Origin of the sequence: Actinopolyspora biskrensis, from assembly GCF_013408175.1 — a bacterium.
GTDB lineage: Bacteria > Actinomycetota > Actinomycetes > Mycobacteriales > Pseudonocardiaceae > Actinopolyspora > Actinopolyspora biskrensis.
The window spans coordinates 102459-129419 of sequence record NZ_JACBYW010000004.1 but is presented as its reverse complement, the minus strand read 5'-3'; the positions used below and the strand labels follow the sequence as shown (position 1 = coordinate 129419).

Here is a 26961-nt window from a genome sequence, read left to right as displayed (position 1 = left end):
CTACCCAGTAACCCCGATCGTGGTGTGTGTCGACATCCCCGACGAAGGCGCGGATACCACGGACGGGTGGTCTCGCGGGCCACGACCACCGTGGCCCGATCGTCGGCGCCGACGGTTCATCAGCACGACCAATCGGCCGGAGCGTGGGGCGAATTCGGTGTTAAAACGACTGCAGGCGGAGCTCTCCACGGAAGCGGGCGCACCCGACCCTCGGCAACGGCAGTACACCACGGCGGTACTCCTCGCCGTCGCGGCGGCCACCTTGCTCGGTTGGACGTTCGACATCACGGGCCCGGCGATACTCGGCGGGCTGACGACGGTGTTCGTGCTGATCACCTCCGAGGGCCACTCGCTGCGGGCCGATCTGCGCATGTTCGCCCGCTTCGCCCCGGCGCTGACGCTGGTGATGGCCGTGGGCCCGCTGCTGGGGCGCACCCCGGTGCTGGCCGGAACGCTGGTCACCCTCGTGGTGTTCGGCACCGGGATGCTGCCCGCGCTCGGAGAGCGCTACCGGACCTTCGGGCAAACCTTCGCCGCGGCCACCCTGGTCTCCACCACCACCGGCATCGGAACGGACCAGCCGGTCACGGCCCTGGCCTTCTGGGCCGTTCTCGGCGCCCTGTTCGCCCTGCTGCTGCGCGTGCTGCTCGGCCTGGGCGACCCCACGAGAACGATCCGGGTGACCGTCGCGCAGACACTCACCACCCCCGGTCCCGGTGTGGTGGCGAACGCGGCAGCGGCGTGGCGCACCGACGGCAGGGTGAACTGGCTGGGGCAGGTGCTGGCCGGTGCGGCGCGCTTCCGCGCGGCCCGCGAGGTGCTGCTCGCCCAGGTCCAGCAGGCCAGCGGCCCCGAAGCCGAGTGGCTGCGCAGAACGGCAGCCCGCGGTGACGAGATCGCGACCGAGCTGGCCACGGCCGTGCGCTCCCGCGTGTGCACCGGGTTGAACCGGCTGGCCCGCGGACGCCCCGAGGAACTGTCCGGAAGCGAGCAGCACGAGATCCCCGAAGCCGTGCGCGGGATCAACGAAGGGCTCGACCGGGTGCGCGCCGCCGTGCTCGAACGGGACACCAGCGCCGCGACGGCGGCCACCAGCGGAGGGCGCAGGCAGCAGGCCCTCGGGGCCGTGCGCGCGCACCTCTCGCTGCGGTCCGCGCTGTTCCGCCACGCCCTGCGCTGCGCGCTGGCCGTGGCCGCGGGAATGGCGGTCGTGCTGCTGCTGCGCACCCCGGCGGCCTCCACACTGCTGCTCGGGCTCTACGTGGTGCTGCAACCGGCCGCGCGGGACAGCATGAACGGGGCCCTCGAACGCACCGGCGGCGCGGTGCTCGGCGTCGTCCTGCTGTCGATCCTGATCGTGCTCGTCCCCTACGCCGTACTGCTCGTCCCGCTGACGATCGCCGCGATGCTGCTGCGCGTGCAACTGCTGCGCGGCGACTACCGGCTGCTGCTCGCCGCGCTGATCGGGATCACCCTGCTCGACCGGGTGAACGAGAGCGAACGCCAGTCCCTGGTGGACTCCACCATCGGTTTCGCGGCCAACACCGCCATCGGGGCCGCGATAGCGCTGGCCGTCGGTTTCGTGAGCTACCTGGTGCTTCCGAGCAGCCTCGGACCGGACGTGCACGGAACCATCCGCTCCACGGTGTGGTCCCTGTCCGAACTGCTGCGCAGCGTCCGCGCCGCGGGCAGGGGTGCCGAGGTGCGGGCGGGCCTGCGCTCCGCGCACGTGCTCGCGCTGCGCCGCACCCAGGACCTGCTGGGGCTTCCCGCGATGCTGGACGGTTCGGAAACGGTGGACCAGCGCACCGAACACGGCACCAACAACGCCGCGGTGGCCCTGGACGCGCTGCGGCAGGACCTGGCCACCCTCGCCTTCCGCCCCGACTCCGAACGAGCGCTCGCCGCGCCCGCCCTGCGCGCGGTGGACGAACTGCTCGGCGGCAACACCACGGCGCGGATCCCGGACGTCACCGGGTCCCAGGCCCCGGCCACCGAGCTGCTCGCCGGATCGCTGCTGGAGAACGGCCTGCACGCGCGCTCCGCGATCGACGAGACGTTCGGCTACGACGAGCCGTGGAAGAGCTACACCGTCTCGTTCGTCCGGCCCGAACGCCTCCGGATCCGGTGAGCCGCGAGGATTCCGCGCCCTGTCCGCACCCGGAATTCCAAAACGGGGAAAACACCTTCTCGCAAATTTCCGATAACGAGTACGACGAAAAACCGGAACCGAGAAAAATGATCAGCGTCACGAACGAGGGGGTGTCCTCACTCCACCGCAGGAGGTACCGTCCGCTCCCGGTCACCTCGGGGAGCGAATTCCCGACAATCCCCACCCGGCCGTGACGCGCGAAACGCGTTCGCTCCGGGGAAGCACCATCACGAATCCGCGGCACGACCACTTCGCACGGGAGGGAAACCGAATGTGGCGGTGGGCACGACTGACCCGAAGACGTTCGGGCTCCTCGATCCGGAGAACGCTGGGTTCGCTGGTCGTGCTGACGATTCTGGTCAGCGCACTGGCGGGTGTGGCATCGGGAGCTCGCTCAACCGTCGAACGCGAGGTCCTCCGAGCCGGCGGATCGACTCGGATCGAGCTGTCCGCGATCGAAAGCGGGCGGTCGGTCCGCGATCTCGACACCGAGGGCCTCGACCGGGCGCGCGGCATCGAGCACGTGGAAAACGTGATACCCGACTACGTCTCGACCATCTACACCGGGAGCTCGGATCCCACGGCCCCCACCTTCGACCTGACCACGCATTCCTGGCGCCCCTCGCCACGTCCCTCCATCGTTCGAGGCGAAGTGCCGCAGCCGCTCCAGCCCGGTCAGCTCGTGGTCCCCGCGCGCAGCGGGGACGTCGACTTCACCCCGTACGTGGGCGGGGAACTGTCCGCCGCCCACACCGAGGCGACCGGAGAGCGCTCGGGAACCCCGGCGCACACCGACTTCACCGTGGTGGCCACCTACGACCCCGCATGGCAGCTGGACGGCCCGGACGTCGCCTACGTCGCCCCGGAAACGGCAGCCGCCCTGGCAGCCGCCAAAGCGGGAGTCTCCCCCGAGCAGTACCGGTCCGTCACGGGAGCCCTGTCCGCGGTGGTCTCGGTGACCGAACAGCGGCACGTGCCCACGGTGACGCACGAGCTGCGACGGCTCGGCTTCTCCGCCTCACCGGTCACCGACCGGATGAACGGGGGAGTGCTCGGATTCGCCGCTCCCGGATACCGGATCGGCATCCTCGTCGTACTCGCCACCGCTGTGCTCACCGGCTCGCTCAACGTCCGCTCCGGTGTCCGCGACCGGCTGTCCGAGCGCGCGGTCCTGCGCCTGACCGGCGACTCGGTGAGCGGGCTGCGCCGGGTCCTGCTCGGTGAGGCGATGCTGACCGGACTGCTCGCCGGAGTGCTCGGCAGCGCGGTCGGCGTCGGCGGCGCGCTGCTCCTGCGGGGGCCTCTCGAGGGAACCCTGGGGCTGGAAGTGCACCTAGGCAGCATGCTGCCGAACCCGCTGTGGGCCGCGGTCATCGCGCTGGCCCCCGCGGTCGGCTCCGCGCTCGGGGCGTTCCTCGGAGGACGTGTCGCCCTCCGGCGCGACCCCCGCCCGCAGCCAAGCGGACGAGCCTGACCGAGGTTCCGCCAAGCAACCGGCACCGCGGACTCTCCACCTCACTCCAGGGGGCGACCGGGGCTGGATGCCTGCGCCCAGTACCGGCGCGGGATCCGGCCCGCCTGGGCGGCCAGGCGCCCGGCCTCCACCCCGGAGCGCATGGCCGCGGCCATCCGCTCCGGATCGGAAGCGCGGGTCACCGCGGAAGCCAGCAGCACCGCGTCGCACCCGAGCTCCATCGCCAGCGCCGCGTCCGAAGCCGTCCCGATCCCCGCGTCCAGCACCACGGGAACGGTCGCCCGCGAGCAGATCATCTCGATGTTGTGCGTGTTGCGGATGCCCAGTCCGGTGCCGATCGGGGAACCGAGCGGCATGACCGCCGCACAGCCGACCTGCTCCAGCTTGGAGGCCAGCGCCGGATCGTCGTTGGTGTAGGCGAGCACCACGAAGCCCTGGTCCACGAGTTGCTCGGCGGCGTCCACCAGCTCAACCGGATCGGGAAGCAGGGTCTGCTCGTCCACCACCACTTCCAGCTTGATCCAGTTCGTCGCCAGTGCCTCCCTGGCCAGCTGCGCGGTCAGCACGGCCTCGGCCGCGCTGCGACAACCCGCCGTGTTGGGCAGCGGATCGATCCCCGACCGGTGCAGCAGGTCGAAGACCCCGGTGCCGCCGCCGGCGTCCGCCCTGCGCATGGCAACCGTGGTCAGCTCGGTCCCCGAGGCGATCAACGCCTGCTCCAGCGCGGTCATGCTGGCCGCGCCGCCGGTCCCCATGATCAGACGCGACCCGAACTCGCGGCCCGCTATGACGAGTGGATCGTCCATGGTCAACCTCCTTGCACCGCGGTGAGTACCTCCACGGTCGCGTCCTCGTGCAGTGTCGTTCGTTGCCAGGAGTCCCGCGGCACGACCGCACCGTCGAGCGCGACGGCCACTCCGCGCGCGGGGGTGCCGAAGCTCTCCAGGGCGCCGGCCACGCTCGTGCCCTCGGAGACCTCGTGCCGCTGTCCGTTGATCGTGATGTTCATCAGTGCCCCTTCCAACGCGCCGGATCGGCCGGCTCCGTCTCGGCGGGCGGTCGTCGTTCGCACAGCAGCTCGCCGACCGCCTCGGCCGTCAGCGGAGCCTGCAGGAAACCGTTGCGGTGGTGACCGGTGGCCACGAGCACCCCGGTGTCCAGCCAGCCGATCAGCGGCAGGTTGTCCGGGGTCGCCGGGCGCAGTCCCGCGTTCGCCTCGACCAGTTCGTACTCCCCGATCCCGGGCAGCAACCGTTCGGCGTCGCCGATGAGGTCCCGGACTCCCCCGACGGTCACCTCCGTGCCGAAACCGCTCTCGTACTGGGTGGCTCCGATCACCAGTCCGTCGGTGCGCGGAACCAGGTAGATCTGCCTGCCGTGCACCGGCCCCCGGATCGTGCGCGCCGGGGGCGGCAGGGCGGTCGGCCGGGTCCGCAACCGCAGGATCTCGCCCTTCACCGGCCGGACGAGCCCGGCCAGGTCCGGGTGCAGCTCCGGCGCGCGCACGCCCGCCGTGACCACGACGACATCGCAGTGCAGCACGTCCTCGTCCAGTTCGACGGCCCCCGGGCGCACCCGTGAGGCGCTCCGGGCGACGAACTCCACTCCGGCAGCCTCGGCCGCCCGGCGCAGCGCCGCGAGCGCGGTGCGGTTGTCCACCGAGAGGTCCCCGGGCACTTCCAGCCCGGCCCGCACGGAGGGACCCAGCGTCGGTTCGATCCCGCGCAGCTCGCGGCTCGTCCGCCCGGTCACCTTCCGGCCGAGCGAGTCCAGGTGCTCGGCCAGCGCGTCGAGCTGCTCGCGGTCGGCGTTGTCCACGGCGACCACGAGGGTGCCGTGCTCGTTCAGCCCGGAAGGCCCCGCCGAGGCGGCGGACAGCTCAGCCGCGAAGTCCGGCCAGCGGCGCAACGAGGCCGCGCCCAGCTCGAGCAGGGCCTCCTCGCCCGGCCAGGCCTCGGCGACGGGGGCGAGCATCCCGCCCGCCACGTGGGAGGCCCCGGAGGCCGGGGCCGGGTCGATCAGCCGTACTCGGAAGCCCTGCGCGGCGAGTCGCCACGCACAGGACAGTCCGATCACTCCGCCGCCGACCAAGGCGACGTCTCGCTGTTGCCCGTTCGTCAATGCTCGCTCCCTGCGCCGGCATGATCCGGATCAGGTTCGACGGTCGGGGCGTCAGCCCCCTCTCAGTCCGTTCGGCCGGACTCCCGTGCCTACCCACCGCCAGACTAGGCGATGTTCGGCTCCGCGTCAGCCGAGGGTTCCCGGACTCCTCGCCCCGACATGACGAGGTTTCCGGTTTCCACGACTCCCTCGCGGCCCGCACGTGGCCTACCCTGAGGGCATGCCCGGAATGGACGGCTACGGAATGCGCGCCCGCCTCGAACAGGCACGGCTGTACCTGTGCACCGACGCGCGTCGCGAACGCGGGGATCTCGCCGACTTCGTCGACGCCGCGCTGGCCGGTGGGGTGGACATCATCCAGCTACGTGACAAGGACGCGTCCGGGGCTCCGCTGGACGCCCGGGAGGAGATCGCCGCTCTGGAGGTGCTGGCCGATTCCTGCGTGCGGCACGACGCGCTGCTGGCCGTCAACGACAGGGCGGACATCGCGCTGGCGGTCGACGCCGATGTGCTGCACCTGGGACAGGACGACCTGCCGGTGAGCACGGCCCGCCGCATCGTGGGCGATCAGATGATCATCGGGCGTTCCACGCACGACGTGGTGCAGGCGGACTCGGCCGCGACCGAGCGGGGGGTGGACTACTTCTGCACCGGGCCGGTCTGGAGCACCCCCACCAAGCCCGGCAGGGAGGCCGCCGGGATGGAGCTGGTGCGGCACGCGGCCGAGCACCACGGCCACGGCAGGCCGTGGTTCGCCATCGGCGGTATCGGACACGAGAACCTGGACGAGGTGATGGCGGCAGGGGCCGAGCGCGCCGTCGTGGTCCGCGCCGTCACCGAGGCCTCCGACCCGCGTGCCGCGGCGAGCGAACTGCGTTCCCGCCTGGTCGGCTGACCCCGGCCCGCCCGAGCAACCGAGCAGTCGGCACCGAACTCCCAACGGAGAGTTCCGATCGAGGGGTCCGCTCAACGCAGGTGCTCTGAACCCAAGCAGCTGGCACCGCCGCGGGTTCTCAGTCGAGTGCCCGGCGAGGAAGGCCCGACGTCGTGTAGGTCGCTACCCGATGTCGGGCCTCGCCGGAGCCGGGCGCCGACCGAGGTTCCGCCTAGCGACCCGAACCGTCGAATTTCTGCCGAGAACTTCCAGCAAAAGGCTTCGCCGTGGCTTGAGTGCTTCAGCCCGCGCAGGACGAGGAGCTCCGGTGCGTGAGTCGGATGCATCGCAAGGCCGGGTCGCTCGCAGCGTAGGTGGCTACTCAAGAGCGTGCCCAACGCAGCAAGGCGCCGACTCACGTGACGGCTACCCGACCATCCGAGCAAGCCGCCCCACAGGAAAACTCCATCTCACTCGGTGAGGAGTCGGACTCCGTACTCGCCGAGCGCCTCGTTGACCGGCTGGAAGAAGGTGGTTCCGCCGTCGGTGCAGTTGCCCCAGCCGCCCGAGGTCATGCCCTGGGCCTGGTCACCGGAGACGAAGGCGCCACCGGAGTCGCCCGGTTCGGCGCAGACGTCGGTGCGGGTCAGCCCGTGGACCGTGCCCTGGTCGTAGCGCACCGCCTGGTTCTTGCTGACGATCGTGCCGCAGTGCCAGCCGGTGGTGGATCCGGAGCGGCACACCGAGGAACCGACCGGGGCCTCGGTCGATCCCGCGACGGGCACGGTGTCGCCGCCGTAGTCGTTGACCGCGGGCCTGCCCCGTTCGGCGCTGGCGACGTAGGAGTAGTCGTTCTCCGGGAAGGAGGACCCGGCGACCGTGCCCCGGGGACTGCTGGTGCCGTCCCCTTCTCGTGCGCAGTGCCCCGCGCTGACGAAACCGCCCTGCACCGCGAAACCGACCGAGCAGCGCGCGCCGTCGTTGACGTAGTACGGGTTGCCGCCGACGATGTCGTTGTAGAGCCGCGGACTGCGTTCGGTTTCCACCCGGACGGCCGTCTCACCCACGCCGGAGGAGCGGAGGAAGTCCTCGGCCGCTCCCGCACCGCCCCGGTCGGCGGTGAGCACCACCGAGTTGTCCGCCGGATCGACGTAGTAGCCGGTGACCGACGGGGGTGCTTCGGGCAGCAACCCGCCGAGCCGGTCTGCGATGCCGTCGAGTTCCGCGGAGCTGTGCTCGACCAGCCTGGCCTTCGCGCCGGAGGAGCGGGCCTCGTCGAGTTTCGCCCGGTCCGTCACGCCGACCACGAGCTCTCCGGCCGCCGAGTCGTAGTAGGAGCCGCCGTAGGCGGTGCCCAGGCTTCCGCGCACGGTTCGCTGCACCCGTTCGGCGATGGTCTCCCGCTGCAGTCGTTGGCGGGACTGCGCGAGTGTGAGCCCGAGGTCGCGCTGCATGGCTTCGAGCAGCGTGCCGGGGCGGTCCTGCTGGTCGACCGCGGAGGACTGTTCGGGGGTCGAAGCCTGCTCGGGGGACGCGCCCACCGGGGCGGCTGTCAGCGCGGCGGTGGCTGTCGCGAGGAGCATCGTGCCCGCGAGGCGACCGGCGAGCCGGAGCTTCATGAACGTGGCCTCCCTGGACTGGGGCAAGTTTCCAACCGGCGGCGAGTTCCGTCGAATGCCCACCTAGCCAGTTCGACGCGCAAAGTAGCAGATTTTCACCCTGTCGCGGGACTATAAATCTCGAATAACTCTCCGAGTAGCAATTCGGACACTTTGCGCATTCACCGATCTCCCTTCGAGCGCGCCATTGCCCGCTCATTCGAGCGAAATGTCCAATTCCGCCGAGATCGTGCGCACCTCGGATTCCGCGCTTTCCCACGAAGCGGGAAAAGGCTCAGCTCCCGAGAGTCCCGCGCGGTGTGAGCACACCCACTCCGCGGACACGGATCCGACCCCGCGAAAGGCCACGGGAAACGGTCGGCGAGGATTCCGCCATGCAACTGATCAACCACGCCGACGCGCTGGCCGCGCGGGAGACCCTCACGAGGCTGCTCGGAACGGCAGGCCCGGTGCGCACACCGCTGCTCCCCGTCCCGGAGAGCGAGCGGGAGCGCCCGCTGCTGCTCAAACCGGAAAGCCTGCAGCCGAGCGGCGCGTTCAAGATCAGGGGTGCCCTGCACGCCACGGCCGTGCTGGACGAGCGGACACGATCCAGGGGGATCGTGGCCTACTCCAGCGGCAACCACGCGCGCGCCGTGGCCTACGCGGGCAGGACCTTCGGCATCCCCACCACGGTGGTGGTCCCGCACACCGCCCCGGCGACGAAGGTGGCGGCGGCGCGCTCGCTCGACGCCGAGGTCGTCCTGGTCGAAGTGGCCGAGCGGGAGGCGCGCGCCGAACGGATCGCCGCGGAGACCGGAGCCACCCTGATCCCCCCGTTCGACTCGCCCGCGGTGATCGCGGGGCAGTCCACGGTGGGGCTGGAAATAGCCGAGGACCTGGAGGCCCGGGGGGTCTCCGAGGCGACCGTGCTCGTCCCGATCAGCGGCGGCGGGTTGATCTCGGGAGTGGGTGCGGCCCTCGCCGAGGCCGCCCCGCGAACTCGCCTCATCGGCGTCGAACCGCTGCTGGCCGCCGACACCCGCGAGAGCCTGCACGCGGGCCGCCGGGTGGACTGGCCGGTCTCGGCGCGCACCAGGACGGAGGCCGACGGCCTGACGGGCCAGCCCTCCGAGCTCACCTTCGAGCACATCCGAACGTTCGTCGACGACGTCGTCACGGTCACCGAGGAGGAGATCGGCGAGGCGATCGGCCACCTCGCGGGAACGTGCGGGCTGGTCGCGGAACCGAGTGGCGCCGTGACGACGGCCGCGTACCGCCACCGCTCCGCGGAGTTGCCCGCCGGAACGACCGTCGCCGTGGTCAGCGGCGGCAACATCGACCCCGGGCGGCTGATCAGCTCGCTGGCGGGTTGAGGCTCGCGACGAACTTGTAGCGGTCCCCGCGGTAGATCGAGCGCACCCATTCCACCGGGGTGCCGTCCCGGTGGAAGGAGTGCCTGGACAGCAGCAGCATCGGCAGCCCGACGTCGGCCCCGAGCAGCTCGGCCTCCTCCGGGCTGGCCAGCGCGGTCTCGATCGTCTCCTCGGCGCTGGCGAACGAGATCCCGTACTCCTCGCGCAGCACCTGGTAGAGGGATCCGCCCTCCTCGATGAGCTTGGTCAGCCCCCTGAAACGGCTCAACGGCAGGTGGGTCGTCTCGATGGCCATCGCCTCCTCGTCGGCGAGCCGCAGCCTGCGCATCCGCAGCACCGGGCTGCCGGAGGGGACGTCGAGCAGATGGGCCAGCTCGCGCTCGGCCGACTCCTCGTTCATCTCGAGCAGGCGGGAGTCGGGCTGGCGCCCCTGGGCTCGCATGTCCTCCGTGTAGCTGCTCAGCTGCAGGCGCTGGGCCACCTTCGGCTGCGCGGCGAACGTCCCCTTGCCCTGGACACGCAGCAGACGTCCTTCAACGGTCAGTTCGGCCAGGGCCTGTCGCACCGTGGTGCGGGACACGTCGAACTCGGCCGCCAGCGCCCGTTCCGTGGGGATGGACGATCCCGCGGGCATGGAGCGCAGCATGTCCAGCAGATGCTGCTTCAGCCCCCAGTACTTGGGCTCGCGCTGGTTTCTTGTCGGCGTGTCGGCCCCGCCGGGCACCGACGCTTCGAGCATTCTTCCTCCTACCGCCGCGCCTCGAACGGGGCGATCAGTATTACCGATTCCAGCATGCCGGAGCCACGAGCCGCCGTGGGCGGCCCCGTGACAACCGACTCGACGGCACCCGCGTCCCCGGGGAGGTGGGAACGGCCACGGGAACGGCGCAGGGCTGTCGGCCTTCCGGAGGCACCGGTAGCATTGGTCTAGACCGAATTGTCGCACGGTTAAGGACGGACCACGACATGACCGAGCACCCCGGAGCCGGGGCCGGCGAGCAGTCCCAGCATCCCGGCCAACACATGAGCGCCGAGATCGCCGAACAACCGGCGGTTTTCGACGGCCTGCTCACCGACCGCTCCGCGCTGACCGAGGTCGCCCGGCGCATCGCGGAACGCGGTCCGCGTTTCGCGATGCTCGCCGCGCGCGGCTCCAGCGACCACGCGGCGATCTACGCCAAGTACCTGGTCGAAGTGCTGCTGCAACTGCCGGCCGGGCTGGTCTCACCGTCGAGCACCACGCTCTACGGAGCGCAACCGGACCTGACGGACGTGCTGCTGATCTCGGTCAGTCAGAGCGGCGGATCACCCGACCTGCTCGAAGTGACCGAAACCGCCCGCCGGAACGGCGCCACCACCGTGGCCGTGACCAACAACCCCGGATCGGCGCTGAACACGGCCGCGGAGATGTCGGTCGACATCGGCGCCGGAACCGAGCAGGCTGTGGCGGCCACCAAGACCTACGGCGCCACGCTGCTCACGCTGTACCTGCTGATCGACGCGATCCGCGGCGGCTCCGCCGAGCACGCCCTGCGGTTGCCCGAACTGGCGAACCGCACGCTGGCCCCCTCGGAGGAGCTGGACGAGGCGGTGCGGCGCTACAGGTTCGCCGACCGCGTGCTGACCACGGGGCGCGGCTACTCCTCGGCCACCGCCTCCGAAGCGGCGCTCAAGCTCGCCGAGACCAGCTACCTCTCGGCCAGGTCCTACAGCGGAGCCGACCTGCTGCACGGACCCGTGGCCGCCGTCGACACCGAAACCGCCGTGCTGGCGCTGTGCAGCTCGGGCAAGGGCGGCGCCGCCATGAAGGAGGTGCTGGAAACCGTGCACGAACGCGGGGCCGAGATCTGCGCGATCGGTTCGGCCGCGAGCACGGTCCCCTGCGCGCACGCCGTCGACCTGCCGGAATCCGCCGAGGAAGTCGCTCCCGTCCTCGAAGTGCTCCCCGTCCAACGGCTCGCGCTCGCGCTCGCGCTCGAACGGGGCGAGGATCCGGACCGGCCGCGCGGGTTGAACAAGGTGACACGCACCCGGTGACATGGAGGTCTCCGGCTCGGTTCGCTCGGGTGGTCGCTCGGCGGAACCTCTCGCGGCGGTGCCGACTTCGCAGTGGGTCGTCCCGGCACCGCCGCACCGGAGGGCCTCCAGGAATCGGACGCTCGCCCGAGCGGTTCGGAGAAGCTGTTGGAGCCCGCCTCACCGAGGGGGCGGGGTGAGACGGGCACCGCCAGGCTACGCCGATCGGCGTAGGTGACGAGCACGGGGTTCGGGGGAACGGGATGACGGAAACCACCGGTGAGGGCGCTCTGGTCCTCGGATTGGACGTCGGTGGGACGTCCAGTCGTGCGGTCGTGGCCGACCTGAACGGGCGCACGCTGGGCGCGGGCCAAGCCGGAGGCGGAAATCCCAACTCCCACCCTCCCGAGCGGGCCACCGAGCAGGTGGCCCGCGCCGCCCGCACCGCACTGGCCGAAGTGGACCCCTCGCTGGTCGGAGCCGCCGCGCTGGGCATGGCGGGCATCAGCAAGATGAGCGACCCCGCGGTTTCCGGGCTTTTCGACCAGGCCTGGTCGGCCCTGGGATTGCGCTGCGCGATGCGCACCGTCTCCGACGGCGAGGTGGCGTTCGCCGCGGGTACCCCCGAACCGCGCGGCACTGCGCTGATCGCGGGCACCGGATCCATAGTCGCCCGGATCGAGAACCACGAACTGGAACGAACCGTGGGCGGGTACGGCTGGCTGCTGGGCGACGAGGGCTCCGCCTTCTGGCTCGGCCGCGAGGCGGTCACCACGACGCTGCGCTCCCTGGACCACGGCGAGGGCAGGCACGATCCGCTCGTCGCCTCCGTGCTCGACGAGCTCCTCGGCACCCCGTCGACCGAAGAGCCGGACCCGCTGGTGTGCAGGAGGATCATCTCGATCGTCGGGGGCCGCTCGCCGATGCGGCTGGCCGAACTGGCTCCGCTCGTGACCGCCACGGCCGCCGGGAGCGGCGGGAAGGCCACCGACATCGTCACCCGGGCCGCGCGGATGCTGGCTTCCGCGGCGCTGTCCGTGCGTACCGAGCAGGACGACTCCCCCGTCGTGCTGGCGGGGAGCCTGCTCACCGGAACGAACCCGCTGGTCACCGCCGTGCGGAACGAGCTCGCCGAACGCGGTGCGACTCGGCTGCCCACGGCCCGCTCCGGTGCCCTTGGGGCCGCCTGGTTGGCGGCGGGGGAACTGACCGACGAGGCGCACGCCCGCGAGCTGCACGCCGAATGGCTCGGGCGCGCGAACGGGGCCCCGGACGCCGGGTGATCACCCGCCGGGCGCGGAGCGCGGGTTCACCGCGCCGTGCGCGCGTGTCGGATGCCCGGGTGGTCCGCGGGCAGCGTGCGCCGCAGCACCCACCAACTCGTCGCCACGCAGAGCACCACCAGCGGCCAGGTCAGCACCACCTGGGCGACGCTGAGCGCCACCACGGCGTTCGCCGCCCACAGCGGGACGAACACGGCCAGCCTGGTGAGGTACTGCCCGACCCACACCCAGCTGGCCCTGCTGTAGGCACGCAGCAGTTCGGGGTCGCGCCGCCACCTCGTCCGCTGGCCGAGCAGGGTTCCCACCACCAGGCCGAGCAGCGGCCAGCGCACCGCGATGCTGACCATCCACGCCAGCCCGCTCACCGCGTTCGAAGCCACCCTGATCAGGTAGAAGTCGGCCGCCTGGCCGGTGCGCAACGCGATCAGCGCACCCACGAGCACGGCCAGCAGGCTGAACAGCACGGCCAGCGGACGGGCCCCTCTGCTCAACCGCCACACACCGATGAGCGCGCCCACGGCTATCGCGGTGATCCCGGAAGCCGCGATCGACCGATCGCTGAGCACCCAAACCAGCCCGAAGGCGACCGGAGGGGCACTGGCGTCGACAGCACTGGCACCACCGCCGAGCAACCGCATCAGCGAATCGCGTCCGGCGGAGTCCTCGGTTTCGGTAACGGTACTGTCGCGGCTCACGGTTTAAGCCTGCCTTACCCGTCCCGTGGGATGCACCTGTCATTCAGCGTGCGGTGTCCTACACCTAACACACCCGTTCGAATCAAATACCCCTCACACGGGCGAGTGAGTTCGCCAGCTGAGCTGTCAACCCACGGTGATCCAGCGGAGTGCAGTCGAGCACCTCGCCCTCGGACGGCTCCCCGTGCCGCATCAGGTACCTCCCCTGGTCGGTGTCGAACCACATCAGCCCGGGAGTGCGCAGCCGACCACCGTGCTCGTCCGTCCCGGACACCACGAAGTGGCCGATGCGGTACTTGTACGCCCGCGCCAACAGCTCCGGCTCCGTGGGATCCGCGTGCTGTCCCTCCGCCGAGCCACGCGCCCGCGCCCGGAGCAGCTCGACCGGGACACGCACCGGCTTCCCCCTCCCGGGGGGTGCCTGCGGAAGCAGCCTGGCACACACCTCGGGAAGCGCCCCTGGATCCATGAAATCCAGTTGCAGCCCCCGCGGCGTGACCACTCCGAGGAGCCCCACCTCGCCCGTGGAGACCGCGCGCGCGGCCAGCCGCTGCCCGTTGCGGACGTCCAGCAAGCCCGCGGCGGCGATGGACACCTCGGAACTGCACATCAGGTACAGCGCGTCGGCGACCTCGGGCTCGGGGTTGCCCGCGACCGCCAGACCCGTCGACTCGAGCTCTCCCCAGACCTGCCGGGCCAGCTCGTCCCGCTCCCGCCGGGTCTCCCTCGGGGGCGGGATCTCGAAGGGGTACCGGCGCACATCCAGCTTCAGATGCGCTCCGAGCACGTCGACGGCGGGCAGGGAGAGAGTGATCGTTTCGACCATGTGGGGCCTCTCGGGACGGCTGGCAGGATCGACGACTGTTCACATCCGCTGGGAGCTCGACGACCTCCGGAGAACCCGGCCCGGCGGTCCCGATTCCGCTCCGCGGGACCGGAAAACCTCACAGAGCTCTTCCGGCCGAGTTGTTGGCCGGGTCGGGTCTTCCCGCAGGCAGCGCCGAAGGAACCACGCTGCCCACCGGAACCGCCGCGGGAGGTTCCGCTCAGCGACCAACTACGACAAGGGCGAACGGAGAGGAGCGGTCAGTCAGAACCCTCCGTAGCCCATGGGGCCCTCGCCGATCACCGGTGGAGCGACCAACCTGTCCCCGCCGAAGTCCGTCCCGCCCGGCTCTTCGGTGTGCACCAGGAACTGCGGCTGATCGTCGGAATCGTCGGGGGCGAGCCCCTGGCCGCTGCGCCACTCGTTGACTCGCGGCTTCTCCTGCTCTTCCTGGTCCGCGTCCTGCTGCTCCCGGCCCCTCGGGGCGTAGCGCGAGTTCAGCCCGCCCCCGGCCCAGCCTCCCGAGCCCATGGGACCGAACCCCCCGTCCGGCCTGGGCTCGTACTGCGGAGGCCGCACGGCGGAACGAGACCGCTGCGCCGCGTCCGAATCGGCCGGACGCTGATCGGGCGCGGGCGTCCGTCCAGCGGGAGAGCTCCCGGTATGCGCGGAGTCGGCCGGTTCGGCGGCTCCCCCGTCCGGACGGGGGAGCCGCCCACCCTGCGGAACCTGAACGGGTCCGCTCGGCGAGCCGGTCGGTGTCCCGGAGCCCGCCGGGGCGGGCGGCGTCCGGTTCGGACCGGTCACCGGTCGAGGCGGGCCGGGGGGCTGTCCGCCGGATCGCCCGCCGGGAGGTGGTGGTTGCGGGGCCGGAGGTCCCTGAGGTGCCGGAGGGGCCTGGGGTGCCGGAGGTCCCTGGGGTGCCGGAGGCGTCGGCGGCGCTGCGGGGTGCTGCTGCCCGGCCGCGCCGCCCGTATCCGGGTGCGGAGCACGGGCCGTCCCGGGGCCGGAAGCACCGGTGACAGGAGGGACACCGGGTACCCGGGTTCGCGCGGGCACCCCCCGCGCCGGGCTCGGAGGACTCGTCGCGGGCGGCCCCTCGGCAGGTGGCTCCGCGGGACCCGCGGGCGCACCGTCGTCCGTGCCGACCAGCTCCTCGCTCGTTCCGAGCGGTCCGGTCGGGGTCTCGTCCTCTTCCGGAGCGTCCGCGGAAGGGACCTCGGCGACGTCCCCGTCCGGGATCCGCCCCCCTCCGTCCAGCGATCCCACCAGTTCGACGGGCGGCCGGGAGCTCTGGGCACCCCGCGGATCCTCGGGAGCGGCGGGAACGGCCCGGGGCTCGACCCACCCGGTCACCTCGCTCGGCGCCGGGGGCGGCGGAGAGCTCGCGGAGGACGGTGCTTCACCGGGATCCCCGTCCCGCGGACCGGAGGTTTCCGGAGCCGCGCGGTGCGCCGCCTCGGCGGTGCGGGTGGGTGCGGCGGGCCGGGGCCCCTGCCCCCGCTCCTCGGCCTGCGGACCGGCCGGCGGCGTGCGGCTCGCCGGGAACTCCTCCTCGGTTCCGCTTCCGGGGGCTCGCGCCGCGGTCAGGTCCCCGGAGATCGTCGCGGCGCCCCCGTTCCCGGCGTGCTCCCCGGGCTGCTGCTCGGTGATCCGGCGCGACATCTCGTGCTCGAAGCGCGCGGGTAACCGTTCGAGCCGATCGCACAGCGCCAGCGGATCGGACTGGGCCGCGGCGGCCGCGAACTCCGCGCGCGAGTCGAAGCGTGCGGGGCGCGCGGCACCGTCCGCCAGCTCCCGCGGAGCCGCCGGGTGGGACGGCGGCCCGACCGTCGCTCGTTGTCCGTTCGGCGGGCGAACCACCGGCTGGGGATTCCCACCGCCCGGCCCGGTCGAAGGCCCGGACGCGGGCGAGGCGGTCCCGACCCCGCCGGGAGGTGTTCCCGGGTGCTGCGGCCGAAGCGGAGGTCCCGGGCTCGGCCTTCGCCCCTCGGCCGCTTCGGACACCGGATCCCGCGGACTCGTCACGACTCCCCCAGAGCTTCGATGCTGTCGGCAGACACACTCGATCCGACGTCAGCGAACATGCTTCGCGTTCCCCATCCAGGTGATCGATGCGGCACTGCTCGGCCACTCCCGATCGTCGACATCCCCTTGATCGTCTCGTTACCCCTGCGGAACAGTAGCAGCTCGCGCACGCGTGCGCGTGGCTTTTCCACCAACCGTTCTCCGACATGGGCACGCTCGGTTCAACCATACGAAATCACGTGTTCAAGCCGATATATCCGGTCCTTCGGACGAGTGAGGATCTCCTCGGGGAGAACGTGCCGTTAATCACCGCGCACGCACCGACGGTGGCGTAGGTCAACTCGACGGGTCCAATGTGTTGCTCGGTTACGGCTTCACGAGCGGAAAGCACGGGTCACCGAGGCTTTCCGGTCGGGTCGACGGTTGGGGCGGGGTGCTCCTTCGGCTCCGGCGGCGCCGGAGCGACCACGCCGCCCATCGGCACCGCCGCGGCCCCTCCCGCGTCGTGCTCCAGTGAGGACGGGCCCCGACCACGCGTAGGTCGCTACTCGACGTCGGACCCGCCAACGAGCACCGGCGGGAGACACCGCTCCGGCGAAGCCACCGCAGCCGAGACGGAAAACGCCATAAGCACGAAAGGCAGTCGCGATGAGCTACGAGCGGCAGCGATCACCGGGGGAAGAAGTGCGGAGTTCGGAGAGCGCGAATGCCGCGCGGCGCTGGAACACGTTCGTGGCCCTCGGCGACAGCTTCACCGAAGGTCTGAACGACCCGGCGTCCGAGGAGGACACCTTCCGGGGGTGGGCCGACCGGCTGGCGAGCGTCCTGGCCGGGGAGAACGCGGAACTGCGCTACGCCAACCTCGCGGTGCGCGGAAAGCTGCTGGACCAGATCCTCGCCGAGCAGCTCCCCGCGGTGGTGCGGACGAGACCGGACCTGGCCGCCTTCACCGCCGGGGGCAACGACATAATCCGCCCGTTCACCGACCCCGACGAGCTGGCCCAGCGGTTCGACGACGCCGTGGCCCGGATCAGAGCCACCGGGGCCGATGTGCTGATAGGAACCGGCTTCGACACGCGGCGGAATCCGGTGATGCGGCTGGTGCGCGGCAAGGTCGGAACCTACAACTCACACCTCTGGGCGATCGCACAGCGACACGGGTGCTATGTCGTCGACCTCTGGTCGATGCAGGTGCTGCACGATCAGCGCGCCTGGAGCGCGGACCGACTGCACCTGTCGACGGAGGGCCACCGTCGCGTCGCCCTGCGTGCCGCCGAGACGCTCGGCCTCGAACCGGGGCAGGACTGGCGCACGCCGTGGCCGCCGGAACGTGCCCGCCCGTGGGCGGCCCGCCGCGGCGAGGACCTGCACTGGCTCAAGCAGCATCTGGGGCCGTGGATCGGGCGCAGGATCCGCGGAACCTCCTCCGGGGACGGCAGGAAACCGAAACGCCCCGAGCCGCGCCCCCTCGACACCTCGTCGCGAGTCCCGTGCCCTTGAACCGATCGGGGCGCGGTCGCCCTCCGGCAACGCGCCCCGATACGAGCGCGGACTCCGTGCCTGTATCGAATCCCCCCAGGACACGGAGCCCGCACTCACCCCCACGTCCTTCCGGCCACTGCGTGGCCGGAATAACCTGACCCCTTCGGCAGCAGTGTGTGCCCGAACGGACACACCCGCACGCCGCGTGTACCGGCCAGCTCGCTCCCCCGATGAGCTGCCGAGATGCGGTTCCGGCCTGCTTCGTCGCTACGGCCCGAATCGCACGATCCACACATTGGCAGGGCCGACTAACCGCTCGCTAAACGTTGGCTAAACGACCCCCGCCGGACACGACACCGGCCCGACCACCCGGCCGAACCCACGAAGAGCTCCGGCGAAACCGGACACACCGCACGGCGAAACCGCTGCTCAACGCGCTTCCGCCCCGGAGAGCACCGTCCGGCGCACGAGCCCCTCCTCACGTGCCGTCCCGCTCGGACTCGAGTCGCTCGATCCTGGCCCGCGGCTCCGCCGCCCGCGGTGAACCGCCCGCCTCGAAGATGGACAGCGCCGTGTCCCAACGACGTCGGGCCACAGCGGGGTCCTCCCGCAACGAGGCGACGTCGCCCAGCCCCATGTAAGCGGCCGCCTGCCGCATCGTGGAGCCGCACTGCCGTGCCACGTCCAGAGCCTCCCCGTAGTAGCGCCGCGCGTTCTCGATCCTGTCCAGTTCGACACTCACTTCACCACAGTTGTTCAGCACCATGGCCAGAATTTCGAGATCGTCGGCCTCCCGGTAGCGTTTTTCGGCCTTTCGGAGGTACCCGAAGGCGGCCGAGAGGTTGCCGGTCACCTGTTCCACCTGGGCCAGGTTGTTCAGCGCCCCCGCCTCGCCGTAGCGGTCCTTCTGCTCCCGGTAGGTACGCAGCGCCTCCTCGCAATGCCTCCTGGCGTCCGGGTAACGGCCCAGGCGGAACAGCGCACTGCCCATGTTGACCTGGGTCATCGCCAGTTTCCCCCGATCGGGCAGGGACTCGGCCAGGTAGTACGACTCGGCGTAGTACTTCAACGCCGCCTCCGGCGTGCCCGAGCGGGAGTGCACCACCCCGAGACCGGCCAGCATCAGCACCCTGCCGCTCTCCTCGTCGGCGCGGCGCGCGGACTCCAGGCCTCTGGAGTAGATCCGCACCCAGTCCTCCCAGGGGCAGCGCACCATCAGGTAGTTGAACTGCAACCGCACGAGCTTCCAGACGACGCTGTTCCACCCCGCGTCGGCGGCCGTGTCGATGGCCGCCACCAGGTTCGGCCACTCCGCGTCGAACCACTCCAGCGCCTGTTCGCGACCCGATATGGCGGGAACGGCCCATTTCCAGCCCGAGAAGTCCAGCTCGTCCCGCGGTGGCCGCAGGAATCTTCGCGCGTGGTCGGCCGCGGCCAGATAGTGCTCCAACAGGCCGCGCAACGCGGTGTTCGTCGTCTCCGCGTCCTGCCCGCTCCCCTCGGAGGCCCGGAGCTCCCGCGCGTAGACCCGCAGCAGGTCGTGCATGGCGAAGCGGTCCTGCTTGGGCTCGCTCACCAGGTGGGCCAGCGTCAACGCGCGCAGCCTGCGCCGCGCTGTCTCCGGGTCCGTGCCGCACAGGGCCGCCACCGCGTGTGTGGTGAAGGTGTGGCCCGGGATCATGCCCAACAGCCGGAAGGTCCAGGCCTGACTCGGGTGCAGGTTGCGGTAGGAGATGTCGAAGGCCCGGCGAACGCTGGTGTCCGCGTCGTCGATGTCGAGAGCGGTCAGCCGCTCGCGCTCGTCGGTGAGCTCGCCGACGAGTTCCCGCACCGCGCGCCCCGGGTTCGCGGCCAGCCTCGCGGCGGCGATCCGCAACGCCAGGGGAAGCCCGCCGCACAGCTCGGCCAGTTCACGCGCGGCCTGCGGTTCGGAGCTCGATCTGCCCGGAACCCCCGCCCGGTCCAACAGCTCCACGGCCGCGGAGGTGGGCAGCGTTTCCAGCGGAAGCGTCCGCGCGCCGCTGCGCACCACCAGCCCGTCGAGCCGTCGCCTGCTGGTCACCAGCACGAGCGATCCCGCGCTGCTCGGAAGCAGCGGACGTATCTGTTCGGCGTCCCGCGCGTCGTCGAGCAGTATCAGCACGCGCCGGTCGGCGAGCAGCGACCGGTAGAGCGCGGCGCGCTCCTGCAGGTCGATCGGGATGACGTCGTCGGCGATCCCGAGGGTCTTGAGGAACCCGGTCAGTGCTTCCCCCGGGGACAGCGGGGGGCTTTCGGAGTCGAACCCGCGCAGGGAGGCGTAGAACTGCCCGTCCGGGAAACGGTGCGCCACACGGTGCGCCCACGTCACGGCCAGGGCGCTCTTGCCGACACCGGCCGTCCCGGTGACGGCGGCCAGCATGCCGGTCGAACCCTGCTCCTCTTCGGACAGCATCCGGTCGAGAGAGGCCAGCTCCGTCTTCCGGCCGACGAACCCGGCCGTCCGGGGCGGCAGTTCGGCAGGGTGCGTGACGACGCCGCTCCCGGAAACCCCTCCTTCGGCCGAAGCCGCCCGTGCCGGAGTCAGCAGGCTCTCGTCGTCGCGCAGCATCCGCTCGTACAGCGACCGCAGATCGGGGCCTGGGTCGATGCCCAGCTCGTCCGAGAGCCGCTCGCGGAGCGAGTGATAGCAGTCCTGCGCCCGAGCGCGCTGCCCGGAGCGGTAGTAGGAGAGCATCAGCTGTCCGGCCAGTCGCTCGCGCAGCGGGTGCTGCTCGACGAGAGCGGGCAGTTCCACCGCCAGCTGACGATGCCTGCCCAGCTCCAGATCGGCCGCTATGCGCTCCTCGAGAGCCATCATCCGCAGCTCGTCCAGATTGGGCACGACCATGCGATGCAGCCGCCCGGAGGAGATGTCGGCCAGGATCGGGCCGCGCCACAGGGTCAGTGCCTCCCCGAGGACGCGGGACCGCTCACCGGGTTCCATGTTGCCGGCCCGGTTGATCAGCGACCGCGCCCGGTGCGCGTCGATGCGCTCGCTGTCGACCCGCAGCAGGTACCCGGGCGAGCGGGTGACTATCTCGGGCCCCTCCTCGCCGTACGCCTCACCCTCGGGGGTCAGCAGCTTGCGCAGCCGGGAGACGTAGCCGTGGATGATCGTGCGTGCCGTGCGCGGCGGCTTCTCCCCCCAAAGAGTGTCAATCAATCGGTCCATGGACACGACTTGGTTCGGCTCGAGCAGCAGACACGCCAGTGCGCTGCGCACGCCCGAGTTTCCCAGTGGCTGCCGCTCACCGCGGTGGAGGACTTCCAGCGGGCCGAGCAGCCGGAACTCGTAACCGCGGCTCGGCCCTCCGGGCGAGCTGTCTTCCGGTGGCATAACCCCCCGAAGTTCGATCCCACGTTCGCTTATTCTTGCCAACTTCTCCGCCGTGGCCGAAAGACCCCCTCATCGAATGAACACTGGTGAAACCGATCCACGTTAACTGAAGGCCACACCGAACGTGTTCGAGTTCACTTTGCTTCACCCCAACGGACGAGCTTTTTGCCGACACGCCCGAACATGGACACAAAGTGTGAGCAAACTCGGCGATATAAATGGGACCGTTATCTGCCAAGCTTCTTCCGACGCCCAGTAGAGTCGGGACTCACGCCCGAACGCCCGCAAGAGCACTGTGGAGGTATCCCGCGTGTCGACATCGTCCACAGTGGTGGATCGTGCCGTGGGGTGTCTGCTCGGTGCGGCGCTTGGCGACTCCCTCGGTGTTCCGGTCGAGTTCGAGGAGTACGGGGACATACGTGCCCGCTACGGACCGGCCGGAGTGGTCGAGCCACCACCACAAGCACTGCTGGGCGACGCCACCCAGATGTTGCTGTTCACCGGAGAGGGGTATCTGCACGCCTGGGCCACCGGCAACAACGGAGGGCGGTGGCGCCCGGTGGAGGCAACGGCGGCCGCCTACCGGAGATGGCTGATAACCCAGCAGGAGAGCAAACCGCACTACGGGGCCACCGGCCTCATGGCCGAGCACGAGCTCTACGCCAACCGCTCGCCCGGACTGACCAGCCTGCGGGCCCTGCAGGAAGAGCTTCTCGGAACACCGGAGCAACCGACCAACACCTCCAAGGGATGCGGAGCGGTGGACCGCGCCGCGGCGGCGGGCTTCGCTCCGACCGTCGAGATGTCCTACACCCTCGGGTGCCAGTTCGGAGCGCTCACCCACGGAGCTCCCGCAGGCTGGACCTCGGCCGGTGCCATGGCCGCGCTGATACACCTGCTGGCGGTACAGGGCAGACGACTGCCCCAGGCCGTGGACCAAACAGCCGGACGGGCGCTGCGCGAGGACGGGGAAACCGCAGCAGGCCTGGCCGACGCGGCCACTCTGGCGCGCGTCGACGTGCGCACCGCCTACATCCAGCGGCTCGGTCAGGGCTGGGTCGGCCCCGAAGCGCTGTCCATCGGGGTGTACTGCGCGCTGGCCCTGCCCAAGCGGGAACAGTTCTGCGACGCGCTGCGGCTGGCCGCCAACCACTCGGGGCACAGCGACACGACCGCGGCCATCACCGGAGCGATCCTCGGGGCGCGGCACGGGACCGGGGCGCTGCCCCGCGCCTGGCTCAACCGGCTGGAACTGGCCGACGTGATCGAGCGCATCGGACACGACCTCGGCGCTTCCTGCGTCGGCGAGAAGTTCAACGACCGCAGGTATCTCAGCCTCGGCTGAGTGCTGTTCGGCCGCTGTGCCGATTGCTTGCGTGGTTGCTTGGCCGTCACGTGAGTCGGCGCCTCGCTGCGTTGGGCACGCTCTTGAGTAGCCACGCCTGAGCAGTCGGCACCGCCGCGGGTTCTCAGTCATGGGTCTCGCGAGGACGGCCTCGACGTTGTGCAGGCCGCTATCCGATGTCGAGGATCCCGCAGCGAGCCCCCGACCGAGGTTCCGCCAAGTGACCCGCCAAGCAAACCGAGCCGCCGACCAAGAATTCAGTCGTCTTCGATCACCAGGGGGTACACCCCGTTCTCGTCGTGTACCTCCTTGCCGGTCACCGGGGGGTTGAACACGCACACCGTGCGCATGTCGGTCTCGGGGCGCACCTGGTGCTTGTCGTGGTTGTCGAGCAGGTACAGCGAGCCGGGACCGAGCCGGTGCGTCTCGCCGGTGCCGTGATCGAGGATCTCGCCCTCGCCCTCGAAGACGAACACCGCCTCGATGTGGTTGGCGTACCAGAAATCGTTCACGGTGCCCGCGTACAGCGTGGTCTCGTGGACCGAGAACCCCACCTTCTCCTTCGCCAGAACGATGCGCTTGCTGCGCCAGTTCTCGGTCCTGATGTCGGCTTCGGTGTCCTCGACCTCCCGAACCGTACGGATGATCATCGCCTGTTCCCTTCGTTGCGCCGTTCGTCGTCTCTCCTCGCGAGCCGTTGCCGCCCGCCCTCCGCACGATCACCGGTGCTCTCCCGCGCCGGAGCGGAAGGGCGCTGTCAGGCGAACACGGCTCGCACGGAGTCCCGCAGGATCTCCACACCCTGCTCGACCTCCTCGTCGGTCACCGTCAACGGCGGCATGATCTTGACCACTTCGTCCTGCGGACCTGCGGTTTCCAGGATCATTCCCCTGTCGAAGGCGGCCTTGGAGACCTTGCCCGCCATCTCGGGCTCGGCGAAGCCGAGCCCGCGGGCGAGGCCGCGCCCCTTGGAGACCAGCCCGGGGTACTCCGCGCCGAGCTCGTGGAGCGTGCGGGCGACCCGCTCACCCTTGGCCAGCGTGGAGTCCCGCAGCGCGTCGTCGCTCCAGTACTGCCGCAGCGCCTCGGCACCCGTGACGAAGGCCGGGTTGTTCCCCCGGAAGGTGCCGTTGTGCTCGCCCGGCTCCCACACGTCGTGCTCCGGCTTGATCAGCGTCAGCGCCAGCGGGCTGCCGTAACCACCGATCGACTTGGACAGGCAGACCATGTCGGGCTCGATGCCCGCCTGCTCGAAGCTGAAGAAGGGGCCGGTCCGGCCGCATCCCATCTGCACGTCGTCGACGATCAGCAGGATGCCGTGCCGCTCGCACAGTTCGGACAGGTTGCGCAGCCACTCGGCGCGCGAGTCGTTGATGCCGCCCTCGCCCTGGAGCGTCTCGACGATGACCGCGGCGGGCGCGTTGAGCCCGCTGCCGCTGTCGGCCAGCAACCGCTCGAAGTACAGGAAGTCGTCCACCTGGCCGTCGAAGTAGTTGTCGTACGGCATGGGGGTCGCGTGCACCAGGGGGATCCCCGCGCCGCCGCGTTTCATCGAGTTGCCCGTCACGGACAGCGAGCCGAGGGTCATCCCGTGGAAGGCGTTGGTGAAACTGATGATCGACTCACGCCCGGTGATCTTGCGGGCCAGCTTCAACGCGGCTTCCACCGAGTTGGTCCCCGTCGGCCCGGGGAACTGCACCTTGTAGTTGAGTCCCCGCGGCTCGAGCAGGGTCTCGTCCAGCGCGTGCAGGAACTCGCCCCTGGCCGAGGTGGCCTGGTCGAGTCCGTGGTGCACCCCGTCGCGTTCGATGTAGTCGATCAGTTTTCGTTTCAGCAGCGGGTTGTTGTGCCCGTAGTTGAGCGCACCCGCTCCGGCGAAGAAATCCAGGTATCCCTTGCCGTGCTCGTCGTACAACCAGCTGCCCTGGGCCTTGTCGAACACCACGGGCCAGGTGCGGCTGTAGCTGCGTACCTCGGACTCCCGGGTTGCGAAAACGTCCTTCACGATCCTCCGTTCGAACCGGCCGCCCGCGTTCGGAAACGCGATCGCGGACCGGTCGTGTGCGCGTAGTGCCGCATCCGAGCGGCCTGGGTTCTCGCGGCGGCGCGGCCGGGCCGATCACCGGCTCGCGGGCGCGCTCGCCGCGAACGAGAACCGGCGAGACTCGCCAGACGAAGCACCGGCCGTGCCCAGCGGGCCGATGCGGTACAGGTCCTCTCCTTCGTGAGCGTCCGGAAACATCCGCGCGGTGAACAGCTCACCGGTGGTGATCCTGGCCCCGCGGTCGCGTGCCAACGCCGAGAAGAGGTTGATCGAAGCGGTGTTGTCCGCGGTGATGGTGGTTTCCAGGTAGCGGACTCCGCGTGGCAGGACCTCGTTCAGCAGCCGTTCGAGCAGCCTCGCCGCGATTCGGCGGCCACGCTGCACCGCGTCCACGCCGATCTGCCACACCACGACGGTGTCCGGGGCGTCCGGGCGGACGTAGCCGGTCACGAAACCGGCCACTCGTCCGTCCGAGCGGGCCACCAGGGAGGTAGCCGCGAAGTCCCGGCACCACAGCAGGTACACGTAGGAGGAGTTGACGTCGAGCACCCCCGAATCACGGGCGATTCGGTACATTTCCTGGCCGTCCGAGACGGCCGGAGCATCGATCTCCACCCGCCCGGCTGCCCCACTCGTGCCATCGAGCTCGTCGCTGCCATGGCTCGGTTTCTCGCCGGTCATGTTTCACCAAACTAACCACGGACCGGCGAAATCGCCAGGAAAATCAATGCCCCGAGGGCCGTAACCAGGCGGAAAACAAAAACACACGTGAGGAGGACAACATTTTCGTTGTGGATGATTTTTCGTCCCGCTAGCCGGACTCCACCGCCGCCCTCGAAAAAAATATCAAGCCTCTGAGCAGGAGAAACGACCCCGGAGTGAAGATCCAATCCCGCTCAGTGGCCGAACTCCCCGACAAAAACGCGCCCACGGGAGAAAGGCGCGGCCGATATCGAATTTTGTGAACAATCAGCCGGTTCGCAATTTTCCGCCGGATTCGCCCGGGTGTTCGCAGCTCCGCGATCACGACGCCTCCACGGCCGGCGCGAAAGGTTCTTCGGCTCCGCTCGACGGGATCCGGGCGGGTTTCACGGGGCCGAACGCGAAAAAACCCCCGGCGGATGCCGGAGGAGTTCGGAGCACCGGACGGACCGCACGCCCGGCGGTCCCTCGGCCCCTCTCATCGAGGAACCGCCGGCAGCGCGCTCGTGTCCCGGACCGGGAGCTCACACTCCCGCGTAGGACTCGATCCAGTCGCGGTACTGGGTGACGTTGACGTAGGCGGTGCGGCTGGAGCGGTCGCTGGTGGAGGCCACACCGACCTGCACGTACTCACCGTCGGCGGAGTTGGCGAACATCGGGCCGCCGGAGTCCCCGCCCGCGGGGATGCCGTCACCGCGGGAGGCGCAGATCGCGGTGCCGCCGCGGTAGTCCGAGCAGGAGGTGTCGGTCACCGAGACGTCGGCGACCTTCAGCCGCTGGGACTGGCACTCGATCTCGGGGCGGTCGGTGCAGGTGGCACCCCAGCCGTAGGTCTGAACCGTCTCCCAGAGCTGGGCGTCGCCCGGGTTGCCCAGCGGGGCGTACTCGACGTCGGCCTCGCTGGCGATGTTGACCAGGGCGATGTCCGCGCTCGGGTGGACGTGCACCCCGTTGTCCTGGGCGAAGACCTCACGGCCCTCGGTCTGGTCCAGGCTGCCCACGCGGAAGCTGACCTGGTTGGCCCCCTGGACGCAGTGCTCGGCGGTGAGCACCCACTTCGGGGCGATCACACTGGCGGAGCACGCCTGCTGTCCGTCGGCGAACATCCGGGCGGCCCACGGGGCGTCGGTGGCGTAGTCACCGTCGATGATCATCGGTTCCGGCGCGGGGGACTCAGCCGAAGCGGCAACCTGCGCCGGAGCGGCGATGCCCACGGCGATCAGAGCCGCTGCGGCGGCCCGGGACGCGATACGCGCTAATGACAAGCTGGCTCCTTCTTGGACAGCGACTCGGTCGCTTCGTGATCGGAACGCATCCAAAGATCACCCGAAAGAGTGGGGAGGTCAACTATTTGGTCACTAGTCGCCAACCAACCGGAGCCACGAAGCCGTCTGACGGAACATCCCCGGCATCGGGTTGCACACTGTGGAGTGATTACTGCGAACACTGCGTACTGCCCCGGAATCGCCCGGCGGAACGCCTCCGGGCCCGGTGGCACGCGGCGGGGCCGGCCACCCGCGCGACGCGGGCCGGGCACGTCGACCATCCGGAGTGGACTCGGAGGGACACCGCAGGACGCGCTCGTCC

21 protein-coding genes and 1 riboswitch are annotated in these 26961 nt (G+C 70.4%); of the genes, 8 read left to right on the top strand and 13 right to left on the bottom strand.

Annotated features, from left to right (window positions below; genetic code table 11):
- Window positions 1–157: 157 nt before the first annotated feature.
- A complete protein-coding gene (locus tag FHR84_RS11700; RefSeq protein ID WP_179535529.1) occupies window positions 158–2131 on the top strand; it encodes an FUSC family protein in 1974 nt (657 codons plus the stop codon).
- 292 nt (window positions 2132–2423) lie between these two features.
- Entirely contained in the window at window positions 2424–3626 is a 1203-nt protein-coding gene (locus FHR84_RS11695; protein ID WP_179535528.1) for an ABC transporter permease, read from the top strand.
- A 41-nt stretch (window positions 3627–3667) separates the two neighbouring features.
- Here the strand turns inward: FHR84_RS11695 and thiG are convergent, their stop codons facing one another.
- The 3 genes from thiG to thiO form a co-directional block, all read right to left on the bottom strand.
- Window positions 3668–4432: a thiazole synthase gene (gene thiG, locus FHR84_RS11690; RefSeq protein ID WP_179535527.1), complete on the bottom strand. Its 765-nt coding sequence runs from the start codon at window positions 4430–4432 to the stop codon at window positions 3668–3670.
- 2 nt (window positions 4433–4434) lie between these two features.
- The gene (gene thiS, locus FHR84_RS11685; protein ID WP_179535526.1) at window positions 4435–4635 is read right to left on the bottom strand and encodes a sulfur carrier protein ThiS; all 201 of its coding nucleotides are present in this window, start codon (window positions 4633–4635) and stop codon (window positions 4435–4437) included.
- Entirely contained in the window at window positions 4635–5747 is a 1113-nt protein-coding gene (gene thiO, locus FHR84_RS11680; protein WP_179535525.1) for a glycine oxidase ThiO, read from the bottom strand. Before thiO ends, thiS begins: the two co-directional genes overlap by 1 nt.
- Window positions 5738–5844, bottom strand: a riboswitch (TPP riboswitch). It overlaps the preceding gene by 10 nt.
- A 123-nt stretch (window positions 5845–5967) precedes the next feature.
- Here thiO and thiE point away from each other — a divergent pair.
- The gene (thiE, locus tag FHR84_RS11675) at window positions 5968–6642 is read left to right on the top strand and encodes a thiamine phosphate synthase (protein ID WP_179535524.1); all 675 of its coding nucleotides are present in this window, start codon (window positions 5968–5970) and stop codon (window positions 6640–6642) included.
- A 449-nt stretch (window positions 6643–7091) separates the two neighbouring features.
- Here thiE and FHR84_RS11670 read toward each other — a convergent pair whose 3' ends face one another.
- Window positions 7092–8240, bottom strand: a complete 1149-nt coding sequence (locus tag FHR84_RS11670; protein WP_179535836.1) for a S1 family peptidase — start codon at window positions 8238–8240, stop codon at window positions 7092–7094.
- Window positions 8241–8614: 374 nt separating this feature from the next.
- Here FHR84_RS11670 and FHR84_RS11665 point away from each other — a divergent pair, with 374 nt between their 5' ends.
- Window positions 8615–9595 (top strand): threonine ammonia-lyase, encoded by a 981-nt coding sequence (locus FHR84_RS11665; RefSeq protein ID WP_179535523.1) that lies wholly within the window; start codon window positions 8615–8617, stop codon window positions 9593–9595.
- On the opposite strand, the gene FHR84_RS11660 is transcribed toward FHR84_RS11665, so the two are convergent.
- Window positions 9576–10334, bottom strand: coding sequence for a GntR family transcriptional regulator (locus FHR84_RS11660; protein WP_179535522.1), 759 nt, complete (start codon window positions 10332–10334; stop codon window positions 9576–9578). The two genes, FHR84_RS11665 and FHR84_RS11660, sit on opposite strands and share 20 nt — an antisense overlap.
- A gap of 227 nt (window positions 10335–10561) precedes the next feature.
- Here FHR84_RS11660 and FHR84_RS11655 point away from each other — a divergent pair, with 227 nt between their 5' ends.
- Both FHR84_RS11655 and FHR84_RS11650 read left to right on the top strand, forming a co-directional pair.
- Window positions 10562–11632: an SIS domain-containing protein gene (locus FHR84_RS11655; protein ID WP_179535521.1), complete on the top strand. Its 1071-nt coding sequence runs from the start codon at window positions 10562–10564 to the stop codon at window positions 11630–11632.
- Window positions 11633–11874: 242 nt separating this feature from the next.
- Window positions 11875–12894: an N-acetylglucosamine kinase gene (locus FHR84_RS11650; protein ID WP_179535520.1), complete on the top strand. Its 1020-nt coding sequence runs from the start codon at window positions 11875–11877 to the stop codon at window positions 12892–12894.
- 26 nt (window positions 12895–12920) lie between these two features.
- Here the strand turns inward: FHR84_RS11650 and FHR84_RS11645 are convergent, their stop codons facing one another.
- From FHR84_RS11645 to FHR84_RS11635, 3 genes are all read right to left on the bottom strand, one after another.
- Window positions 12921–13589 carry a DUF3159 domain-containing protein gene (locus tag FHR84_RS11645; RefSeq protein WP_343075242.1) on the bottom strand — a complete coding sequence of 223 codons (669 nt, stop codon included), beginning with the start codon at window positions 13587–13589 and terminating at the stop codon, window positions 12921–12923.
- An 82-nt stretch (window positions 13590–13671) separates the two neighbouring features.
- Window positions 13672–14415, bottom strand: a complete 744-nt coding sequence (locus FHR84_RS11640) for an ESX secretion-associated protein EspG (RefSeq protein ID WP_179535519.1) — start codon at window positions 14413–14415, stop codon at window positions 13672–13674.
- 264 nt (window positions 14416–14679) lie between these two features.
- A complete protein-coding gene (locus FHR84_RS11635) occupies window positions 14680–16278 on the bottom strand; it encodes a hypothetical protein (RefSeq protein WP_179535518.1) in 1599 nt (532 codons plus the stop codon).
- Window positions 16279–17091: 813 nt separating this feature from the next.
- On the opposite strand from FHR84_RS11635, the gene FHR84_RS11630 reads away from it, so the two are divergent.
- Window positions 17092–17943, top strand: a complete 852-nt coding sequence (locus tag FHR84_RS11630) for an SGNH/GDSL hydrolase family protein (protein ID WP_179535517.1) — start codon at window positions 17092–17094, stop codon at window positions 17941–17943.
- A gap of 460 nt (window positions 17944–18403) precedes the next feature.
- On the opposite strand, the gene FHR84_RS11625 is transcribed toward FHR84_RS11630, so the two are convergent.
- Window positions 18404–21283, bottom strand: coding sequence for an AfsR/SARP family transcriptional regulator (locus FHR84_RS11625; protein ID WP_179535516.1), 2880 nt, complete (start codon window positions 21281–21283; stop codon window positions 18404–18406).
- Window positions 21284–21593: 310 nt separating this feature from the next.
- Between FHR84_RS11625 and FHR84_RS11620 the strand changes: the two genes are divergently transcribed.
- The gene (locus FHR84_RS11620) at window positions 21594–22628 is read left to right on the top strand and encodes an ADP-ribosylglycohydrolase family protein (protein WP_343075241.1); all 1035 of its coding nucleotides are present in this window, start codon (window positions 21594–21596) and stop codon (window positions 22626–22628) included.
- A 257-nt stretch (window positions 22629–22885) separates the two neighbouring features.
- Here FHR84_RS11620 and FHR84_RS11615 read toward each other — a convergent pair whose 3' ends face one another.
- The 4 genes from FHR84_RS11615 to FHR84_RS11600 form a co-directional block, all read right to left on the bottom strand.
- Window positions 22886–23278 (bottom strand): ectoine synthase, encoded by a 393-nt coding sequence (locus FHR84_RS11615; RefSeq protein ID WP_179535515.1) that lies wholly within the window; start codon window positions 23276–23278, stop codon window positions 22886–22888.
- A 107-nt stretch (window positions 23279–23385) separates the two neighbouring features.
- Complete coding sequence (ectB, locus tag FHR84_RS11610) at window positions 23386–24633, bottom strand: diaminobutyrate--2-oxoglutarate transaminase (protein WP_179535514.1); 1248 nt, start codon at window positions 24631–24633, stop codon at window positions 23386–23388.
- 114 nt (window positions 24634–24747) lie between these two features.
- Window positions 24748–25353 carry a diaminobutyrate acetyltransferase gene (ectA, locus tag FHR84_RS11605; RefSeq protein ID WP_179535513.1) on the bottom strand — a complete coding sequence of 202 codons (606 nt, stop codon included), beginning with the start codon at window positions 25351–25353 and terminating at the stop codon, window positions 24748–24750.
- A gap of 545 nt (window positions 25354–25898) precedes the next feature.
- Window positions 25899–26639, bottom strand: coding sequence for a S1 family peptidase (locus tag FHR84_RS11600; RefSeq protein ID WP_179535512.1), 741 nt, complete (start codon window positions 26637–26639; stop codon window positions 25899–25901).
- Between the last annotated feature and the right edge of the window lie 322 nt (window positions 26640–26961).

Bases quoted from the DNA above. Each gene is read 5' to 3' on its own strand.
- thiE (WP_179535524.1), top strand. From the start codon at position 5,968: ATGCCCGGAATGGACGGCTACGGAATGCGCGCCCGCCTCGAACAGGCA.
- FHR84_RS11660 (WP_179535522.1), bottom strand. From the start codon at position 10,334: ATGCTCGAAGCGTCGGTGCCCGGCGGGGCCGACACGCCGACAAGAAAC.
- FHR84_RS11615 (WP_179535515.1), bottom strand. From the start codon at position 23,278: ATGATCATCCGTACGGTTCGGGAGGTCGAGGACACCGAAGCCGACATC.
- thiG (WP_179535527.1), bottom strand. From the start codon at position 4,432: ATGGACGATCCACTCGTCATAGCGGGCCGCGAGTTCGGGTCGCGTCTG.
- FHR84_RS11625 (WP_179535516.1), bottom strand. From the start codon at position 21,283: ATGCCACCGGAAGACAGCTCGCCCGGAGGGCCGAGCCGCGGTTACGAG.
- thiS (WP_179535526.1), bottom strand. From the start codon at position 4,635: ATGAACATCACGATCAACGGACAGCGGCACGAGGTCTCCGAGGGCACG.
- ectA (WP_179535513.1), bottom strand. From the start codon at position 25,353: ATGACCGGCGAGAAACCGAGCCATGGCAGCGACGAGCTCGATGGCACG.
- FHR84_RS11665 (WP_179535523.1), top strand. From the start codon at position 8,615: ATGCAACTGATCAACCACGCCGACGCGCTGGCCGCGCGGGAGACCCTC.
- FHR84_RS11630 (WP_179535517.1), top strand. From the start codon at position 17,092: ATGAGCTACGAGCGGCAGCGATCACCGGGGGAAGAAGTGCGGAGTTCG.
- FHR84_RS11650 (WP_179535520.1), top strand. From the start codon at position 11,875: ATGACGGAAACCACCGGTGAGGGCGCTCTGGTCCTCGGATTGGACGTC.
- FHR84_RS11670 (WP_179535836.1), bottom strand. From the start codon at position 8,240: ATGAAGCTCCGGCTCGCCGGTCGCCTCGCGGGCACGATGCTCCTCGCG.
- FHR84_RS11640 (WP_179535519.1), bottom strand. From the start codon at position 14,415: ATGGTCGAAACGATCACTCTCTCCCTGCCCGCCGTCGACGTGCTCGGA.
- FHR84_RS11695 (WP_179535528.1), top strand. From the start codon at position 2,424: ATGTGGCGGTGGGCACGACTGACCCGAAGACGTTCGGGCTCCTCGATC.
- FHR84_RS11655 (WP_179535521.1), top strand. From the start codon at position 10,562: ATGACCGAGCACCCCGGAGCCGGGGCCGGCGAGCAGTCCCAGCATCCC.